Here is a 23,804-nt window from a genome sequence, read left to right as displayed (position 1 = left end):
CGGGCGTAATTTTTACCTAATCCATAGGGGATATCCGTAAATTCATCGAAAAACCACCTTCTTTAAGTGACATTTTTTATAAAAATAGTACACGATATTTTAATTAATATACCTTTAAAGCAAAATTGGCCATGTTGAACCCTAAAATGAAACCAAAACAGCATAAATGCCTATTGGTTACTTTTGTATTAACAGGGGCATTAAAAAGTAGAACTTTTTTTCAATCGTATGAATAGCTATAGAAAGATTTTTATCCTTATCCTATGTATTATTCCCAATATACTCTTAGCTCAAGAGATTTGTGATGATGGCATAGATAACGATAACAATGGGTTTGTGGATTGTTATGACAGTGCATGTTCAGGAGATGCTTCGTGTTCTGATTTTTATTTCGGTAACTCAGTCGTATGTGACGACCCTGCCACACAAAACCCAGTATTCCAAATCAAACTTCAATGGGCATCCGCGGATCGGACAGCTTTCAACTCTGTAACTCCAGCCATTGGAGATATAGATGGCGATGGAATACCGGAAGTTGTTTCTACCAACAGACAAGACAATACTGTAACCATACTCGATGGAGCCACAGGAAATACTGAACATGGTCCATTAAATGTTGGATTTGATATAGCAAAGACTGTAGCTATTGCAAACCTGGATGATGACGATTGTGCAGAAGTTTTTGTAAGAGGTTTCAAAAACAACAATCTTAGAATGTATGATTGTGAACTTAACGAGGTTTGGTCTGTCAATACAAATACAGGCGCAAAAGTCAGTCTTATTTCTCTTGCCGATTTTAATGGTGACGGAGTCGTTGAACTTTTACATGGTAATGAAATTAGAAACGCGCATGATGGGTCTGTTATCATTGCAGGAACAGGTGATTTCCAGGATGATGAACTACATGGTACTGTTGCGATAGATATTTTAGATGATGCAGATTGTGCCAATTGCGAAGGGTTGGAAATAGTAGCTGCTGGAGTGATCTATTCAGTAGACATTGACACTCAAACAAGAACAGCCGAAAGAAATATCAATGACATTCTTCCAGCCGGGTCGCAATTCGCTATCAAGAACGGATGGGGATGGAATTTCAACACGGCCAGTGTTGCGGATTACAACCAGGATGGCACCATGGATGTTTTATATAGTGCGGGTCAATATGTCAACGGATCAATAAAGACTGCTGTATTCTTCTGGGATGTAGAAAATTTTAATGTCATTAGCTATGTAGTTCCTCAAAATCACTCCGCTGGAACTGGTAGAATCAACATTGCAGATATTGATGGTGACGGGCAATTGAACTGTACATTCGTGTCCAAACAAAGATTATATGCGCTTGACGAAAATTTATTACCACTGTCTACTTGGTTCGAAGGAAGTGGCGTCGGTTATAAAGATATTAATGAAGGCTCTTCTGGTTTTACAGGATGTACCGTTTTTGACTTTAATGACGACAAGGCGGCTGAAGTCATCTATCGAGGAGAAAAATACGTTCACATTATTGACGGAACTACAGGTACTTCTCTCAAACAAATTAAGTGTACGTCGAGAACCTTCGAAGAATACCCGGTAGTTGCGGATGTGGATGGAGATGGTGCAAGTGAAATATGTGTGTCTTGTTCTACAGATGACAATACGCCTTTTACGCCGTATAGTAATGGGCGCTACGCGCAAATCAGAGTGTTCGAAGCAGATGGAGGAGAAAACTGGCAACCTTCCAGACCCATCTGGAATCAGCATGGATACAACAATGTCAACATCAATGATGACCTAACTATCCCAACAAATATGCAAGATCCGGGAAAGATATTTTCAACAAATGTCTGTACCACTGGACCTAACAGACCATTAAACGCATTTCTTAATCAGGCACCTTACTTAAATGAAACAGGGTGTCCTTCTTACGTTTCACCAGATATTCAATTGGTGCAAGTTAGTGGTGTGGGTGCTGCTCAATGTCCAGAAGGTAGCTTCGATATTACGGTAACAATAGAAAACACTGGAGATATCGAACTGACGGGCTCAGTACCAGTCACCTTCTATAATGGATCTCCAGATGAGGCTACATCAACAAAATTGAATACTGTTTCAGCTACTTTACAAGATTTGGCTGTTAATGAAACGATGGATATCAACACTTTTGTTGAGGGCAGTGGTGGAGACTTTGACCTATATGTTTCTGTTAATGATGATGGATCTCAAAACCCTCCTGTCACTAATTTCATCCGACCAGTACCTGAATGCGATGACACCAATAACTTAACATTTACAGGAGTAGTAGCTGATCCATTTGATTTACAACACGAGATTGTGAGTCACAATATAAAGTGTGACCCGACGAAACCAGACAATGGAGATGCCCGGGTTTTCTATTTTGGAACGATTTCTGAAACCGTAGACCAACTTTGGAAAGAGGATTTTGAAGATTTGGCCGTTGGAACTGGAGTTGACAATGGAAGTACTGCTTGGGAATTTACCAACTCTCCCACCGATGCGGACAATCTAGATGTTTCGTTTACTGGTTCTACAAACGAACTATTTTTTGCCGATGTAGATGGTGAAGCCGAGTGGGTGTCTGAATATGTCACCTTTTCATCTTATGAGTCTGCTAATGTATCTGTAGATATTCGATCAAGTGCCAAATGTGATAAAGGCAATGATTACCTAAAACTCTATTATCAGGTTGATGGTGGAAGTCTCAACCAAATGAATTCTACTAAGTTCAAAGGTAATTTTGGAACTTATACAGCTACTGCGAGCGGAATTACTGGTAATCAAATCAGATTTCTAGCTAGAGTAAAAAACAATTCAAATGACGAGTTTTATTATATCGACAACGCCATTGTCGAGGGGGTGAAAGATGCTCAAACTGGGGAAATTACAGCAGGCTTTGATTTCCACTGGTTTCAAAATAACAACTTCAATGACACCATATTTACTGGCAATAGATATACAGCACTTCCAGAAGGAAACTATCAAGTGGTGGGAAGTTCTCAAAGCAATTCATGTACTTCCAATGTAGAAGATATTACAATCAACAGAGTGGAAGAACTTCCAGTAGTAGGTATTACTAAAACTCAAAATCTCACTGATTGTGGTACGCCAAATGGTATTCTAGATGCTTATGCTATTGAAGGCGGCTCTCAGGTAACTGCTGGTTATGATTTTGCTTGGTACATTGGTAATGATTTTACAACCGTCGTAGCGGTAGGTCCTACTGCCATCAATCTTGAAGCTAGGACTTATTCTGTGGTAGTTACAAATGAAGCCTCTGGTTGTGAATCGACCTTATCGGAGACAGTAGATACCAATCAAACGACTCCAAATATTTTTGAAAATAATGTAGCTCATGTCACAGACTGTATTGATTTTGAAAGTGGCTCTATTACTGTAAATTCGGATGGGCCTGATTCAGATTATACTTTTAATTGGTATAATGGATCTGAGGTAAAAGCCACCCCAGATTTCACAGAATCAGGTACTTCAGGAGCAACTTACGATAACCTCGAAGCTGGTTTTTATACTGTAGAAGTTCAAGACAACACGACAAAATGTTTCTCTGGATCATTGACAATTCAAGTAGAAGATAATTCCGCTTCTCCTGACATTGTAATGACACTTGGTGATAATAGCTCTTGTACGGACAATGGAAATGGTAGTGCTAGCGCGGAAATTAATGGTGGTATTTTGACTGATTTTACTTTCACTTACTACACCGGTTCTAATACTATTCCTGCGAATCAAATATTAACCACTAGTGGAACACAAGGAGAAGTTGCTCAATTATTATCTGCAGGTAATTATTTGGTTACTGCTGAAGAAACATCCACAGGATGTGTTGGGCGAGCTTATTTCACAATTGTTGACAACATAACTAACCCTACTACTCCACCATTTAATGAAATCTCTGTACTGGATGTCACTGCGTGTAACGGAATGGGCCAAGCAGATGGTACTGTAGACGCGTCTGGTGTCAACATGGCTGCCGTAGACACGGATGAATTTGAAGCAGTTGTTAACGGTAGTTTTGAGGTGCCAAACATTTCAAATCCACCATATAACAAGGGAGGAAGTTGGACGCTTTTGGATCAAGCAGATGCCTTGGGCTGGTCAACTACCAATGGGTCTGGTAATTTAGAATATTGGGACAATGGCTTTCAAGGCGTTCCTGCCTATGAAGGTGAACAATTTGCAGAAATCAATTCAGACGGAAGCGGTGCTTTCTATTTTGACGTAGTAACCAAACCTGGTGTAAGAATGGTCTGGTCGTTTGCGCATAGAGGACGAAGCGGAGTAGATGTTATGGACTTAAAAATTGATGACCCTGCTGCAGGTAGCCCAACAACGATATTAACAGCTAGTACAGGTAACAGTGCATGGCAAGAGTATTCAGGAGAATACACAATTCCAGATGGACAAACGATTACCAGATTCTCTTTTGAAGCAGTAAGCACTGCTTCAGGCAATAATACAGTTGGTAATTTCATCGATGGCGTTGTATTTGAAGTGGCGCCATATTACTTCCAGTTATTTGCTGGTAGCAATTCTTCAGGTGATCCGGATTTTGAAAATACTACTGGAGTGTTTGAAAATTTGGTAGAAGGCACCTATACACTTTCTATCGTAAACAACATTACAGGATGTCCAACAGATGACATTCCTATTATCATCAACTTAAATGAGCAAGAACCAATATTGGTAAGACAGCTAAAAACGGCTGATGAATATTGTGTTGATGGAAACGGAACGCAACGAATTACTGCTACCACCGAAAGTGGTGATCCAACGAATGGATACCGCTATGAGATATATGCAGGAACAGATACTACTGTAGCTCCATATTCTGGACCATTTGTAGATCCTGATGGAGACTATACTTTTACAGATCTAGAAGATGACACCTATCGAGTGGTTGTAATAAGTAGAGATAATGAATGTCGATCATTTACCGACGTAACAATATTAGATGATTCAGATGTTCCAGCATTCTCAACTTTTATTGTCAACAACAATACATCATGTAGCGGAGGTGCGAATGGACAAATCATTGCCAATGTATTTGGGGAATCTAAAGAGGATTTTTATTGGTCTTGGACGGACAATGCTGATAACCCTATTAAAACTGATATAGATGGAGCTGTTGATGGAACCGCCAACCTATTGGATAATTTGTCAGCCGGAACTTTTAAAGTAAGAGCTACACATAAAGTAACAGGCTGTACCACAGGATTTCAGAATAGTGATGTAATTGATGACCCCTCTGGCAACTTCCCAACAATTATTCTGACGGAAGAAGCAGAAAACACCATTTGTAATGGTGTTGGAAATGGATCCATAAAAGCCTTAGTGAATGAAGGTGCTGGAGCAATTGATCCTATTGGATATACTGTTGAGTGGTTCTTAGGTGCGGATGATACAGGAACTCAGTTAGTAGATGCCATAGATCCCGGAAACAACTCTCTACCTGCATTCTCTGGAGGAGCCAACCACATAGTTGATGGATTGAATGCTCCCGTTAGCAACAACGAATACACAGTCAGAATCACCAATGCTGATGGTTGCGCCAATACGGCCACAATTACTTTAGGAAATAACCCAACAACTCCTGTCATAGATGATTCAGATGTAGGCGATGTTGTAATCACAGAGGTAGAATCTTGTCCAGGCGGAATTAACTATCCGGAAGGACAAATTGAATTGACAGATGTCACTGACGGTGGATTCACTAATGCTTCAGATGATTTTTCATACGTCTGGTATTTCGGTTCTTCTAACGATCCAGCGAATATTATTTCCAATGGCGATAATATTGGGACGCTAAAAGGAGAAGCTGCAACTGCAGTCAATATTTCATTCACTGGAGATCCTGCTACCAATCATATTGTTGGCCTAAATACTGGATTCTACACCGTAGAAGCTACCAACACTACTACTGGATGTGTCTCTGATCCTGTCACCATTGAGTTGACTGAGAGTCTGGCCACCATCACTATGGGTGAGGCCAACAACAACAATCAGACTAATTGTGACGACAACTTCAACGGTAACATTGATATTACTGCGGCTAGCGGTGGAGATACTTTCAACTTCACCTTCTTTGTAGGGGCTAACACAGATGCAGCCAATCAGATCGATATCAATCCACGTGCCGCCGAAGCTGATTACGATCAGGTAGTCGTTTCCAATGATGCGGGTACAACCACAGCCAACATCGACAACCTACCAAAAGGTACTTATACCGCGCAGGCCACCAGTTTGGTGACTGGATGTAGCAATACCTACGAATTCATTATCGGAGAAGTAATCACTACACCGGTAATCACTGATGCCAGCACAGGACCGGCTGGTACTGATGTACTACTTACTGAAGTAACTTCTTGTAGTGGTGGTCCTACCGACCCTAACGGAGTCATCCAATTGCTCGATGTGGTAGCCGGTGCAGACAATGATCCAGTCGCTGACTTTAACTATGTATGGTACTTCGGGGCTTCTAATGATCCGGCAAATGTTATCGATGATGCCGATGACATCTACACGCAAAAAGGTGAAACTCCAGTCTCTACCATTGATGTAACAGGTTCTACTACCAGTACCATATCTAACTTGAGTGCTGGATTCTATACCGTTGAAGCGATCAACAATACGACTGGATGTACCTCTGCTCCTGTCACTATCGAATTGACTGAAAACCTAGCCACCATCACCATGGGTGAGCTCAACAATACCGACCAGTCCAACTGTAATGACAACTTCAATGGTAATATTGACATTACGGCGGCCAGCGGTGGGGACACTTTCGACTTCACTTTCTTTGTAGGCGCCAATACCGATGTATCTAATCAAATCGATATCGCTCCTCGTAATGCAGAAGCGGATTACGATCAGGTGGCGGTGACCAATGATGCGGGTACTACCACGGCCAACATTGACAACCTACCAAAAGGTACTTATACTGCTATGGCGGTAAGCAATGTCACTGGATGTAGTGAAACTTATCAGTTCGTTATTGGTGAAACATTCACCACTACTGTTATCACCGATGCGGATACAGGGCCTGCTGGTACTGATGTACTACTCACTGAAGTAACTTCTTGTAGCGGTGGCCCTACTGACCCTAATGGAGCCATTCAGTTGCTTGATGTAGTGGCTGGTGCTGAAAACAATCCTGCTACTCAGTTTACTTACACCTGGTACTTTGGATCTTCTAATGATCCAGCAAATACTCTGGACGACAATGATGATATCTACACACAAAAAGGGGAAACTCCGGTTTCTACTATTGATATCATAGGATCTGCTTCTAACCATATCCAAAATTTAAGTGCTGGATTCTACACCGTAGAAGCTACCAACACTACTACTGGATGTGTCTCTGATCCTGTCACCATTGAGTTGACTGAGAGTCTGGCCACCATCACTATGGGTGAGGCCAACAACAACAATCAGACTAATTGTGACGACAACTTCAACGGTAACATTGATATTACTGCGGCTAGCGGTGGAGATACTTTCAACTTCACCTTCTTTGTAGGCGCTAACACAGATGCAGCCAATCAGATCGATATCAATCCGCGTGCCGCTGAAGCTGATTACGATCAGGTAGTCGTTTCCAATGATGCGGGTACAACCACAGCCAACATCGACAACCTACCAAAAGGTACTTATACCGCGCAGGCCACCAGTTTGGTGACTGGATGTAGCAATACCTACGAATTCATTATCGGAGAAGTAATCACTACACCGGTAATCACGGATGCCAGCACAGGACCGGCTGGTACTGATGTACTACTTACTGAAGTAACTTCTTGTAGTGGTGGCCCTACCGACCCTAACGGAGTCATCCAATTGCTCGATGTGGTAGCCGGTGCAGACAATGATCCAGTCGCTGACTTTAACTATGTATGGTACTTCGGGGCTTCTAATGATCCGGCAAATGTTATCGATGATGCCGATGACATCTACACGCAAAAAGGTGAAACTCCAGTCTCTACCATTGATGTAACAGGTTCTACTACCAGTACCATATCTAACTTGAGTGCTGGATTCTATACCGTCGAAGCGATCAACAATACGACTGGATGTACCTCTGCTCCTGTCACTATCGAATTGACTGAAAACCTAGCCACCATCACCATGGGTGAGCTCAACAACAACGACCAGTCCAACTGTAATGACAACTTCAATGGTAATATTGACATTACGGCGGCCAGCGGTGGGGATACCTTCGACTTCACCTTCTTTGTGGGTGCCAATACCGATGTGTCTAATCAAATCGATATCGCTCCTCGTAATGCAGAAGCGGATTACGATCAGGTGGCGGTGACCAATGATGCGGGTACTACCACGGCCAACATTGACAACCTACCAAAAGGTACTTATACTGCTATGGCGGTAAGCAATGTCACTGGATGTAGTGAAACTTATCAGTTCGTTATTGGTGAAACATTCACCACTACTGTTATCACCGATGCGGATACAGGGCCTGCTGGTACTGATGTACTACTCACTGAAGTAACTTCTTGTAGCGGTGGCCCTACTGACCCTAATGGAGCCATTCAGTTGCTTGATGTAGTGGCTGGTGCTGAAAACAATCCTGCTACTCAGTTTACTTACACCTGGTACTTTGGATCTTCTAATGATCCAGCAAATACTCTGGACGACAATGATGATATCTACACACAAAAAGGGGAAACTCCGGTTTCTACTATTGATATCATAGGATCTGCTTCTAACCATATCCAAAATTTAAGTGCTGGATTCTACACCGTAGAAGCTACCAACACTACTACTGGATGTGTCTCTGATCCTGTCACCATTGAGTTGACTGAGAGTCTGGCCACCATCACTATGGGTGAGGCCAACAACAACAATCAGACTAATTGTGACGACAACTTCAACGGTAACATTGATATTACTGCGGCTAGCGGTGGAGATACTTTCAACTTCACCTTCTTTGTAGGGGCTAACACAGATGCAGCCAATCAGATCGATATCAATCCACGTGCCGCCGAAGCTGATTACGATCAGGTAGTCGTTTCCAATGATGCGGGTACAACCACAGCCAACATCGACAACCTACCAAAAGGTACTTATACCGCGCAGGCCACCAGTTTGGTGACTGGATGTAGCAATACCTACGAATTCATTATCGGAGAAGTAATCACTACACCGGTAATCACTGATGCCAGCACAGGACCGGCTGGTACTGATGTACTACTTACTGAAGTAACTTCTTGTAGTGGTGGTCCTACCGACCCTAACGGAGTCATCCAATTGCTCGATGTGGTAGCCGGTGCAGACAATGATCCAGTCGCTGACTTTAACTATGTATGGTACTTCGGGGCTTCTAATGATCCGGCAAATGTTATCGATGATGCCGATGACATCTACACGCAAAAAGGTGAAACTCCAGTCTCTACCATTGATGTAACAGGTTCTACTACCAGTACCATATCTAACTTGAGTGCTGGATTCTATACCGTTGAAGCGATCAACAATACGACTGGATGTACCTCTGCTCCTGTCACTATCGAATTGACTGAAAACCTAGCCACCATCACCATGGGTGAGCTCAACAATACCGACCAGTCCAACTGTAATGACAACTTCAATGGTAATATTGACATTACGGCGGCCAGCGGTGGGGACACTTTCGACTTCACTTTCTTTGTAGGCGCCAATACCGATGTATCTAATCAAATCGATATCGCTCCTCGTAATGCAGAAGCGGATTACGATCAGGTGGCGGTGACCAATGATGCGGGTACTACCACGGCCAACATTGACAACCTACCAAAAGGTACTTATACTGCTATGGCGGTAAGCAATGTCACTGGATGTAGTGAAACTTATCAGTTCGTTATTGGTGAAACATTCACCACTACTGTTATCACCGATGCGGATACAGGGCCTGCTGGTACTGATGTACTACTCACTGAAGTAACTTCTTGTAGCGGTGGCCCTACTGACCCTAATGGAGCCATTCAGTTGCTTGATGTAGTGGCTGGTGCTGAAAACAATCCTGCTACTCAGTTTACTTACACCTGGTACTTTGGATCTTCTAATGATCCAGCAAATACTCTGGACGACAATGATGATATCTACACACAAAAAGGGGAAACTCCGGTTTCTACTATTGATATCATAGGATCTGCTTCTAACCATATCCAAAATTTAAGTGCTGGATTCTACACCGTAGAAGCTACCAACACTACTACTGGATGTGTCTCTGATCCTGTCACCATTGAGTTGACTGAGAGTCTGGCCACCATCACTATGGGTGAGGCCAACAACAACAATCAGACTAATTGTGACGACAACTTCAACGGTAACATTGATATTACTGCGGCTAGCGGTGGAGATACTTTCAACTTCACCTTCTTTGTAGGCGCTAACACAGATGCAGCCAATCAGATCGATATCAATCCGCGTGCCGCTGAAGCTGATTACGATCAGGTAGTCGTTTCCAATGATGCGGGTACAACCACAGCCAACATCGACAACCTACCAAAAGGTACTTATACCGCGCAGGCCACCAGTTTGGTGACTGGATGTAGCAATACCTACGAATTCATTATCGGAGAAGTAATCACTACACCGGTAATCACGGATGCCAGCACAGGACCGGCTGGTACTGATGTACTACTTACTGAAGTAACTTCTTGTAGTGGTGGCCCTACCGACCCTAACGGAGTCATCCAATTGCTCGATGTGGTAGCCGGTGCAGACAATGATCCAGTCGCTGACTTTAACTATGTATGGTACTTCGGGGCTTCTAATGATCCGGCAAATGTTATCGATGATGCCGATGACATCTACACGCAAAAAGGTGAAACTCCAGTCTCTACCATTGATGTAACAGGTTCTACTACCAGTACCATATCTAACTTGAGTGCTGGATTCTATACCGTCGAAGCGATCAACAATACGACTGGATGTACCTCTGCTCCTGTCACTATCGAATTGACTGAAAACCTAGCCACCATCACCATGGGTGAGCTCAACAACAACGACCAGTCCAACTGTAATGACAACTTCAATGGTAATATTGACATTACGGCGGCCAGCGGTGGGGATACCTTCGACTTCACCTTCTTTGTGGGTGCCAATACCGATGTGTCTAATCAAATCGATATCGCTCCTCGTAATGCAGAAGCGGATTACGATCAGGTGGCGGTGACCAATGATGCGGGTACTACCACGGCCAACATTGACAACCTACCAAAAGGTACTTATACTGCTATGGCGGTAAGCAATGTCACTGGATGTAGTGAAACTTATCAGTTCGTTATTGGTGAAACATTCACCACTACTGTTATCACCGATGCGGATACAGGGCCTGCTGGTACTGATGTACTACTCACTGAAGTAACTTCTTGTAGCGGTGGCCCTACTGACCCTAATGGAGCCATTCAGTTGCTTGATGTAGTGGCTGGTGCTGAAAACAATCCTGCTACTCAGTTTACTTACACCTGGTACTTTGGATCTTCTAATGATCCAGCAAATACTCTGGACGACAATGATGATATCTACACACAAAAAGGGGAAACTCCGGTTTCTACTATTGATATCATAGGATCTGCTTCTAACCATATCCAAAATTTAAGTGCTGGATTCTACACCGTAGAAGCTACCAATACAACTACTGGATGTGTCTCTGATCCTGTCACCATTGAGTTGACTGAGAGTCTGGCCACCATCACTATGGGTGAGGCCAACAACAACAATCAGACTAATTGTGACGACAACTTCAACGGTAACATTGATATTACTGCGGCTAGCGGTGGAGATACTTTCAACTTCACCTTCTTTGTAGGGGCTAACACAGATGCAGCCAATCAGATCGATATCAATCCACGTGCCGCCGAAGCTGATTACGATCAGGTAGTCGTTTCCAATGATGCGGGTACAACCACAGCCAACATCGACAACCTACCAAAAGGTACTTATACCGCGCAGGCCACCAGTTTGGTGACTGGATGTAGCAATACCTACGAATTCATTATCGGAGAAGTAATCACTACACCGGTAATCACGGATGCCAGCACAGGACCGGCTGGTACTGATGTACTACTTACTGAAGTAACTTCTTGTAGTGGTGGCCCTACCGACCCTAACGGAGTCATCCAATTACTCGATGTGGTAGCCGGTGCAGACAATGATCCAGTCGCTGACTTTAACTATGTATGGTACTTCGGGGCTTCTAATGATCCGGTAAATGTTATCGATGATGCCGATGACATCTACACGCAAAAAGGTGAAACTCCAGTCTCTACCATTGATGTAACTGGTTCTACTACCAGTACCATATCTAACTTGAGTGCTGGATTCTATACCGTCGAAGCGATCAACAATACGACTGGATGTACCTCTGCTCCTGTCACTATCGAATTGACTGAAAACCTAATTGCTATAGTTCCGACTGTTTCTGTAACACAGGATGATTTTAGTTGTAATTTGGCCACACCAACAGGACAAGTAACTGCCAATATTACTACTTATGATGGCTCTCCTGTAACTGATAATACTGGCTTCACAATTGAATGGTTTACGGGTACCAACACTTTGCTTGCAAACCTTTTACCAGGTGCCATTGCTGGGGCATCGGCTACTCAAGATGCAAGTCCTAACACCAATGATCATATCATCAGTAACTTACCTGATGGTACATATACGGTTAAAGTTACACATGACAACTTAGGATGTTTTACTACGGAGCAAGTCGTAATTAGAAGAGCTACACCAATAATGAGTTTGACTTATGATGTTAATCAAGATCAAACCGATTGTACACCTGACGGTGAAGTTGAAGTAACGGCCATAGGACTTACTTATTCCGATGGAGGTGGTGCTCCTATAAACTTCACACCTAGTTATACTTATGAATTCTATGAAGGCCAAGATGAGTTTGGAACTGTAATTCAAGCCAATAGTGCAAATCCAGTACTAACGGGTCAAGCTTCCGGATATTATACTGTAATAGCTACTGAGACATCTTCTGGGTGTAAAAGTGATCCATTTACACAATATATTGATGACTTAACTCCAGCAGCACCTGCAGTTACAATTGCATACGGCATTTTGCCTACTGATTGTGCCTCTTCCACAGGCACTATTGATGCTTCACTTGGAGCTGATGCCAACATTACTTTTGAATGGTGGGAAGGATCAGATGACTATACTGATGAAGCTCAAAATGCCGCAGATGGTATCTCTCCTATCAACCCTGCAGGATACAATACTAATGGTGGAACAGGAACAACTACTTTAACTGGTTTGGAATCAGGTTTATATTCTTTAATTATTGATTATACTGGTTCTACTCAATGTAGATATCAAGTTGTCTATGATTTACCTTTTGTTGGCCAACAGGCAACTACTACCATCGCCGTAGAGCATGTTGAAGAATGTCCCGATGATGGCAGCGCAGAAGTAGGAATTTCTGAAAGTATTTTTATTACCTATACAGCTACCAATGGATTCAGTTTTGATGATGGCGAAACTGTAGTTGCAGTACCAAGTGGTGCTACAGGTACCATAAGTAACAACACTGATGGGGTTTCGATGAGAATTTCTACCACATCTTCACCTGCTTCATTTGCTGATACAGATGCCATTACAGGACAATTAACTGGTGCAACAGCAGACATTGATATACTCACTTCTGGATATACCGATGGTAATTTTGATGACATTTCAGAATATGACATCTATCTATATGCTGGTGATGGTGTTCCAGCCGATCCATTGGCTACTTACATGGTTGATGGAATTACCTATCCTTTAATCAATTTATCCTCTGGCAGAGCACCTGCCGACAATCAACCAGGAGACGTGGTTCAATTTACAGGGTTACCTGCAGGAGACTATACAGCCGTTGCAAGACAAATTAGTGGTCCAGCCTTTGCTCCTGGGAATAACGACAGATGTTTCTCCGCTAGTGCAGTTGAAACCATTGATCAACGAGCATATACACCTTTTATTGATGGATTCACAATTACCGATAATACGGTGTGCGATGGAGACCCAGGCGATGGTGAAATAACTGTGGTTGCTAAGAAAGACGCTGAAGATAATTATGTTCCATTTGATGAACCTGCAGATTTTGAATTTAGATGGTTTGTTGTTGGAGCCGAAACTTATCCGGGTGATGAATTATTAGTAGAACAGGATGAGACTACTTCCACCATATCTAATCTTGGACCTGGCGACTATATTGTAAAAATTCACCGAATCGTTGGTGGAAGTGGAACCGTGCCAGATCCCTATGTTTACACAGGGTGTACTGTAGAAGGAACATATACAATCAATACTGATCCTCAGGAACACACTATTGATGCATTGACTTCATTAACACATATTGAAGACTGCGGTGCAACTGGCTCAGCTGTCGTGGAAGATGCTGACGTAACCTCTGGAGATAGAGATGACTACGACTTCACTTGGTATGAAGATGATGCGGTCACTCCCATTGCTACAGCTGCCAACGACTATGAACTCCTTGGCTTGGCTGCAGGAACTTACTTTGTGGAAGCGGAACACGTTTTGTTTGGTTGCAACACACCAATGGTGGAATTTGAAATAGAAGACCAAACCGTAGTGCCAACACTTAGTCTCACCCTGAATGTGATTGATACAAGCTGTGACCCTGATGCCAATGAAGGTAATGGAGCTATTGACTGGTCTATCACTAATGATGATGGGGGTAACTATTCTTACCAATGGTATGCAGGTACTTCTGTAGCCGGTGGTACTATCCTATCCAATGGGGTTTCTATCAATGGTGCCGTAGGCGCTGCAGCTATGGTTTCTTCGGGTACTTTGAGTGGCGTTGATGGTGGTTTCTATACACTTAGAGTCATTGATGAGCAAAATACTAGTGACAACTGTTTTGTAGATGCTACATTTGAATTGGATGAAGATATTCCAACCATCACTATTGCAGCAGCAGGGTCAAGCAACACTCCTAATGACAACTGTTCAGGAGGTGGATACAACGGTCAGTTCCAAATCACTAATGTAGCTGTAAATGGCACTCCTACTGGTGGTACAGCAGGCTTTGATTTTAGTTTCACTAAGTCAGGAGGAGCACACGGTGGAACACAAGTTGGCACTAACCCCTTAATCATAGACTTAGAACCGGGGGATTATGAGGTGATTATTACAGATGCGACTGGTTGTTCAAGTACAACCACAGACTTTACTATTGATGACATCTCTGTCGACCCTATCGCTGAGTTGAATACTAAAAACCCTGACACCAATTGTGTCTCTCCTGGAACCAACACTGGTAACGGTGACCTCACCGTACAAATCGTAGGTGGAGCAGCAGTAAGCAACTACTCCTTCAGATGGTTTAGAGGTACTGATGTGACCGATACTGACAGTGAAATCACAGCCGTGGCATTTACTAACGCTGATCAGGGATCTGCCGTAATCACCGGTGGTGATGATGAAACTATCTCTGACCTATCGCCCGGACAGTACACTGTACTAGTGACCGACAACGATGCCGACGATGACAATGACGGTTGTTTCTCTACTACCACTTTCACTATTACTAATGTGCCTGAGGTTCATGAAATTACTGGTATCACTTTAGCTCATGTGGAAGATTGTGGTGGAACTGGTTCTGCTACTATTCAAGATGCTGATGTAACCTCTGGAGATAGAGATGACTATGACTTCACTTGGTATGAAGATGATGCGGTCACCCCTATTGCTACAGCTGCCAACGACTATGAACTCCTTGGCCTGGCGGCTGGTACTTACTTTGTGGAAGCAGAATATACAGCCAGTACACCGAACAACGGATGTATGACTTCTCTGTTCGAACTTGAAATAGAAGATCAAACCGTAGTACCAACACTTAGTCTCACCCTGAATGTGATCGATACAAGTTGTGATCCTGACGCCAATGAAGGTAATGGAGCCATCGACTGGTCTATTACTAATGATGATGGGGGTAACTACTCTTACCAATGGTATGCAGGTACTTCTGTAGCCGGTGGTACAATCCTATCCAATGGAGCTTCTATCAATGGTGCCGTAGGCGCTGCAGCTATGGTAGCTTCGGGTACATTGAGTGGCGTTGACGGTGGTTTCTATACACTTAGAGTCATTGATGAGCAAAATACTAGCGACAATTGTTTTGTAGATGCTACTTTCGAATTAACCGAAGAGCAGCCTACCATCTCTATTGCTACGGACGGAGCTGATTTCACCAACACCCCTAACGACAACTGTGCGGGTGGTGGATACAACGGTTCGTTCGAAATATTTGATATTGCCATCAACGGTGTACCTCAGGGTAACACCACAGGGTTTAACTTCACCTTCACCAAAGCAGGTGGTGCTGCTCATGGCGGTACCCAGGTAGGGTCTAACCCATTGGTCTCTGACCTGGAGCCTGGTGATTATCAAGTAGAAATCATTGATGCCACTGGATGTTCTAGTGGTTTGACCGACTTCACTATCGATGACATCTCTGTTAACCCTATCGCTGAGTTGAATACTAAAAACCCTGACACCAATTGTGTCTCTCCTGGAACCAACACTGGTAACGGTGACCTCACCGTACAAATCGTAGGTGGAGCAGCAGTAAGCAACTACTCCTTCAGATGGTTTAGAGGTACTGATGTGACCGATACTGACAGTGAAATCACAGCCGTGGCATTTACTAACGCTGATCAGGGATCTGCCGTAATCACCGGTGGTGATGATGAAACTATCTCTGACCTATCGCCCGGACAGTACACTGTACTAGTGACCGACAACGATGCCGACGATGACAATGACGGTTGTTTCTCTACTACCACTTTCACTATTACTAATGTGCCTGAGGTTCATGAAATTACTGGTATCACTTTAGCTCATGTGGAAGATTGTGGTGGAACTGGTTCTGCTACTATTCAAGATGCTGATGTAACCTCTGGAGATAGAGATGACTATGACTTCACTTGGTATGAAGATGATGCGGTCACCCCTATTGCTACAGCTGCCAACGACTATGAACTCCTTGGCCTGGCGGCTGGTACTTACTTTGTGGAAGCAGAATATACAGCCAGTACACCGAACAACGGATGTATGACTTCTCTGTTCGAACTTGAAATAGAAGATCAAACCGTAGTACCAACACTTAGTCTCACCCTGAATGTGATCGATACAAGTTGTGATCCTGACGCCAATGAAGGTAATGGAGCCATCGACTGGTCTATTACTAATGATGATGGGGGTAACTACTCTTACCAATGGTATGCAGGTACTTCTGTAGCCGGTGGTACAATCCTATCCAATGGAGCTTCTATCAATGGTGCCGTAGGCGCTGCAGCTATGGTAGCTTCGGGTACATTGAGTGGCGTTGACGGTGGTTTCTATACACTTAGAGTCATTGATGAGCAAAATACTAGCGACAATTGTTTTGTAGATGCTACTTTCGAATTAACCGAAGAGCAGCCTACCATCTCTATTGCTACGGACGGAGCTGATTTCACCAACACCCCTAACGACAACTGTGCGGGTGGTGGATACAACGGTTCGTTCGAAATATTTGATATTGCCATCAACGGTGTACCTCAGGGTAACACCACAGGGTTTAACTTCACCTTCACCAAAGCAGGTGGTGCTGCTCATGGCGGTACCCAGGTAGGGTCTAACCCATTGGTCTCTGACCTGGAGCCTGGTGATTATCAAGTAGAAATCATTGATGCCACTGGATGTTCTAGTGGTTTGACCGACTTCACTATCGATGACATCTCTGTTAACCCTATCGCTGAGTTGAATACTAAAAACCCTGACACCAATTGTGTCTCTCCTGGAACCAACACTGGTAACGGTGACCTCACCGTACAAATCGTAGGTGGAGCAGCAGTAAGCAACTACTCGTTCAGATGGTTTAGAGGTACTGATGTGACCGATACTGACAGTGAAATCACAGCCGTGGCATTTACTAACGCTGATCAGGGATCTGCCGTAATCACCGGTGGTGATGATGAAACTATCTCTGACCTATCGCCCGGACAGTACACTGTACTAGTGACCGACAACGATGCCGACGATGACAATGACGGTTGTTTCTCTACTACCACTTTCACTATTACTAATGTGCCTGAGGTTCATGAAATTACTGGTATCACTTTAGCTCATGTGGAAGATTGTGGTGGAACTGGTTCTGCTACTATTCAAGATGCTGATGTAACCTCTGGAGATAGAGATGACTATGACTTCACTTGGTATGAAGATGATGCGGTCACCCCTATTGCTACAGCTGCCAACGACTATGAACTCCTTGGCCTGGCGGCTGGTACTTACTTTGTGGAAGCAGAATATACAGCCAGTACACCGAACAACGGATGTATGACTTCTCTGTTCGAACTTGAAATAGAAGATCAAACCGTAGTACCAACACTTAGTCTCACCCTGAATGTGATCGATACAAGTTGTGATCCTGACGCCAATGAAGGTAATGGAGCCATCGACTGGTCTATTACTAATGATGATGGGGGTAACTACTCTTACCAATGGTATGCAGGTACTTCTGTAGCCGGTGGTACAATCCTATCCAATGGAGCTTCTATCAATGGTGCCGTAGGCGCTGCAGCTATGGTAGCTTCGGGTACATTGAGTGGCGTTGACGGTGGTTTCTATACACTTAGAGTCATTGATGAGCAAAATACTAGCGACAATTGTTTTGTAGATGCTACTTTCGAATTAACCGAAGAGCAGCCTACCATCTCTATTGCTACGGACGGAGCTGATTTCACCAACACCCCTAACGACAACTGTGCGGGTGGTGGATACAACGGTTCGTTCGAAATATTTGATATTGCCATCAACGGTGTACCTCAGGGTAACACCACAGGGTTTAACTTCACCTTCACCAAAGCAGGTGGTGCTGCTCATGGCGGTACCCAGGTAGGGTCTAACCCATTGGTCTCTGACCTGGAGCCTGGTGATTATCAAGTAGAAATCATTGATGCCACTGGATGTTCTAGTGGTTTGACCGACTTCACTATCGATGACATCTCTGTTAACCCTATCGCTGAGTTGAATACTAAAAACCCTGACACCAATTGTGTCTCTCCTGGAACCAACACTGGTAACGGTGACCTCACCGTACAAATCGTAGGTGGAGCAGCAGTAAGCAACTACTCGTTCAGATGGTTTAGAGGTACTGATGTGACCGATACTGACAGTGAAATCACAGCCGTGGCATTTACTAACGCTGATCAGGGATCTGCCGTAATCACCGGTGGTGATGATGAAACTATCTCTGACCTATCGCCCGGACAGTACACTGTACTAGTGACCGACAACGATGCCGACGATGACAATGACGGTTGTTTCTCTACTACCACTTTCACTATTACTAATGTGCCTGAGGTTCATGAAATTACTGGTATCACTTTAGCTCATGTGGAAGATTGTGGTGGAACTGGTTCTGCTACTATTCAAGATGCTGATGTAACCTCTGGAGATAGAGATGACTATGACTTCACTTGGTATGAAGATGATGCGGTCACCCCTATTGCTACAGCTGCCAACGACTATGAACTCCTTGGCCTGGCGGCTGGTACTTACTTTGTGGAAGCAGAATATACAGCCAGTACACCGAACAACGGATGTATGACTTCTCTGTTCGAACTTGAAATAGAAGATCAAACCGTAGTACCAACACTTAGTCTCACCCTGAATGTGATCGATACAAGTTGTGATCCTGACGCCAATGAAGGTAATGGAGCCATCGACTGGTCTATTACTAATGATGATGGGGGTAACTACTCTTACCAATGGTATGCAGGTACTTCTGTAGCCGGTGGTACAATCCTATCCAATGGAGCTTCTATCAATGGTGCCGTAGGCGCTGCAGCTATGGTAGCTTCGGGTACATTGAGTGGCGTTGACGGTGGTTTCTATACACTTAGAGTCATTGATGAGCAAAATACTAGCGACAATTGTTTTGTAGATGCTACTTTCGAATTAACCGAAGAGCAGCCTACCATCTCTATTGCTACGGACGGAGCTGATTTCACCAACACCCCTAACGACAACTGTGCGGGTGGTGGATACAACGGTTCGTTCGAAATATTTGATATTGCCATCAACGGTGTACCTCAGGGTAACACCACAGGGTTTAACTTCACCTTCACCAAAGCAGGTGGTGCTGCTCATGGCGGTACCCAGGTAGGGTCTAACCCATTGGTCTCTGACCTGGAGCCTGGTGATTATCAAGTAGAAATCATTGATGCCACTGGATGTTCTAGTGGTTTGACCGACTTCACTATCGATGACATCTCTGTTAACCCTATCGCTGAGTTGAATACTAAAAACCCTGACACCAATTGTGTCTCTCCTGGAACCAACACTGGTAACGGTGACCTCACCGTACAAATCGTAGGTGGAGCAGCAGTAAGCAACTACTCGTTCAGATGGTTTAGAGGTACTGATGTGACCGATACTGACAGTGAAATCACAGCCGTGGCATTTACTAACGCTGATCAGGGATCTGCCGTAATCACCGGTGGTGATGATGAAACTATCTCTGACCTATCGCCCGGACAGTACACTGTACTAGTGACCGACAACGATGCCGACGATGACAATGACGGTTGTTTCTCTACTACCACTTTCACTATTACTAACGTGCCAGCTACTCATATACTTAATGAGGCTAACATAGACGCCGCTATTGTACATGTAACAGATTGTGGTGGCTCAAATGGAACAATCACCATTGCTGATGCTGATGTTACTTCAGGAGATGTAGATGACTATGAGTTCACATGGTATTCTGAAGGACCGCTGACTGATATAGGTGTACCAGTAAATACTACCATGATAAATACGTTGACTCCAGGTACGTACTATGTAAAAGCAACTCATATAGCCACCGGATGTAATACTGGCCAAATAGCATTTGAAATTGAAGACCAATCTGAAGCTCCCGGACTTAGCTTATCTGAGAATATAACTGACTCAAGTTGTGACCCAGATGCTAATGAAGGAAATGGAGCGATAGACTGGGTAATTGAAAACACAGCGGGTGGAACAGCCCCTGCCGGAAGCTATAATTTCCAATGGTATGTGGGTGCTACAGCTATTCCAGGTACTAATGAAGTAACAGGAGCAGGTATTGGTGGAATATCCGGAACTATCGGAGCAGGCTATAGTGGCACCATCACTGGACTAGATGGTGGTACATATACGTTAAGAGTAACTGATGGCACCAGCCCTAATAATACATGTTATGTAGATCAAACCATCACGCTATCCGAAACAATTCCGACATATGCAGTAACAGCATTCAATAACGATCCTAATACCAACTGTGTTGGAGGTGGATATAATGGAGAATTCGAGATAACCACGATAAGTGGTGGTGCATTGGCTGATTTCACTTACACCTTTGCAAAGAATGATGATCCAGGCTATGTATTCAACAATGTGACTGATTGGCACGTGGATCAATTAGCGCCAGGTAGTTATGAAGTATACTTCGTTAATACAGCTACTCAATGTGAAGGAAATGTGGTTGACTTCGTTATTGACGATGACACCACTCAACCCACAATATCATTCACGTTGGATCAAGCAGATGAATATTGTACAGGTGGAAATGGTCAAATTACGGTAGTTCCAGACGCAACTACTTTGGGTAATGCACCAACTTACCTATGGGCGCCTGGTGGAGAAACCACACAATCAATTTCTAATCTGGATCAAGCAACAACTAGTATATATACAGTGACAGTTACTGATCCAACTACAGGTTGTTCAGTGACTGACAGTTACGAATTGCCATTCGATCCAGTAGACATATTGGTAGATGTGAATGCTGATGTAAATATTAGTCCTACTACCATGTGTGGAGCGAATGTTAATGGTTCAATTGATATCACTAATATTTCTCCAGATGCCATAGGGAACTATACCTATACATGGTACCAAAATACCTATGATGCCACAGGTGCTGCCGCTATGGCAGCCCAAACCACAGCAAATGCTACCGGATTAGCTGCTGACACTTACTATGTGGAAGCTACCAGCGGGATATCTGGTTGTACTTCTAAAGTCTTTGAATTTATAGTGGAAGATCAAAGTGTAAACCCAGTAGTTGCATTAGTTGATTTTGAATTACAAAACAATTGTGATTTAACTCCTGGCAATGGAAATGGTTTCCTTTCTGTTACAGCAGATGGTTCTACTAATTTAGGAGACTATAGTTTCGACTGGACAAGTGCCTCTGGCGTACCTGGACCTGGTACTAACCCATTGTATTCAGACTTGGATGCAGGTACATATACCGTAGAAGTTGAGAATTTGACTACACTCTGTACAACATCTGAAACATACGGAATGATTAATGATACCAATAACCCTCTGGTTTTGAGTATCACTACAATTCCTAACGAAAACTGTGTGGATCCAAATGGTGCTTTGGCAATTAATGTATTGAATTCATTGAATCCAACGGCAGTATTTGAATATTACCTCATAGATGGCACAGACTCATCTCCTACTCCTTTTGATCCTACTGATCAAATGGCTAGCAACTTTGCGGATGACGTGGTTGATGGTGATTATACTGTCATGGTAGAAGATACAGATGGAGGTTGTTTGTCAGAGCCAACATTTATTACCATTGAATCTGATAAAGATGACATGCAGATGACTATTGTGGAAGATCATCCATTGACTAAATGTGACTTCCAAAATGTAAGAGCAGATGGGCAGGCAACAGTAACCCCTGGGCCAGAAAGTGCTTCTAGGTATACTATCTACTGGCATGATGGAGCAAGTTTGGCTGATGCCGTTATGGACTCTACACTTACTTTGCATGAATTACTAGGACAGACATATACTGTTGAAATGACGGATAGACTTACAGGTTGTTCTATTTCTGAATCAATTACCATTAACTCAGACATTGAATTGGTGCCAACTCCTTTGGTTGACTTGATCAGCGATGTAACCAATTGTATCACTCCAAATGGTTCCGTGAGTGCAGCGATTGACTCAGCAGGAACGGTTTCTGGATATACATTCGAATGGACAGACAATGGAGGTACAGTCATTAGCTCAACGTTTGGTGCTGCTGGTCTTGATCTGGGCACCTATTCTGTAAGAGCTACAGATCTGGAATCAGAATGTGTATCAGATGCAGCCTCTATCGAAGTAGTTGATGCGAGGGTTAATCCTGAGTTTAACGTAGAAACAACAGAATCAACATGCTCGGAATTAGAATTTGGCACTGATAATTATGCCGGCAATGGTGAGGCTTCTCTAACCTTCGCATCGTTTGTGACTTCAGGTATAGAGAATCAATATTGGGCTGAGGCTAGTGGAGTTGATGACACTTCACCAATAGATCCTACTGACGAGGCAAGTATTATAAGCACAAACGAATTGATGAGTGGAATGAACCCTGGAGATTACAAAGTTTTAGTTATAGATGATCAGGACTGCTCGTATCAAGCAAACTTCACGATAGAGACAGATATTGAGATTTTTAACGGAGTATCTGACAATGGGGATGGCAAGAATGACTACTTTAGAATTTCATGTGCAGATAGATTCCCACAGAATAGCGTGAAAATATATACGAGATCAGGTACGTTGGTATTCAAAACTTCTGGTTATGAAGATGATGTGAGTGGAAATGTATTTACAGGTAAACGTAATACTGGAGTAGGCGGTGGTAGTGACGGTTTGCCTGCTGGAACTTATTTCTATATTTTTGACAAAGGCGAAGGCAATGTAGGTGATGTATATCAAGGATATTTAGAATTGGTCAAATAACTATA

Annotated in this window: 1 protein-coding gene; it reads left to right on the top strand. The window is 43.4% G+C overall.

The genetic code is table 11. The features are described from left to right. The first annotated feature begins 228 nt into the window (after positions 1 to 228). Positions 229 to 23,799 (top strand): gliding motility-associated C-terminal domain-containing protein, encoded by a 23,571-nt coding sequence (locus ACOQO5_RS09610; protein WP_420581479.1) that lies wholly within the window; start codon positions 229 to 231, stop codon positions 23,797 to 23,799. Positions 23,800 to 23,804 lie beyond the last annotated feature (5 nt).

This window comes from Reichenbachiella sp., from assembly GCF_965223055.1.
Taxonomy (GTDB): domain Bacteria; phylum Bacteroidota; class Bacteroidia; order Cytophagales; family Cyclobacteriaceae; genus Reichenbachiella.
Note: the sequence above shows the minus strand (reverse complement) of the source record. Positions and strands in the feature narration are given on the sequence as shown.

Coding starts and splice junctions, on each gene's coding strand:
- ACOQO5_RS09610 (WP_420581479.1), top strand. CDS start 229: ATGAATAGCTATAGAAAGATTTTTATCCTTATCCTATGTATTATTCCC.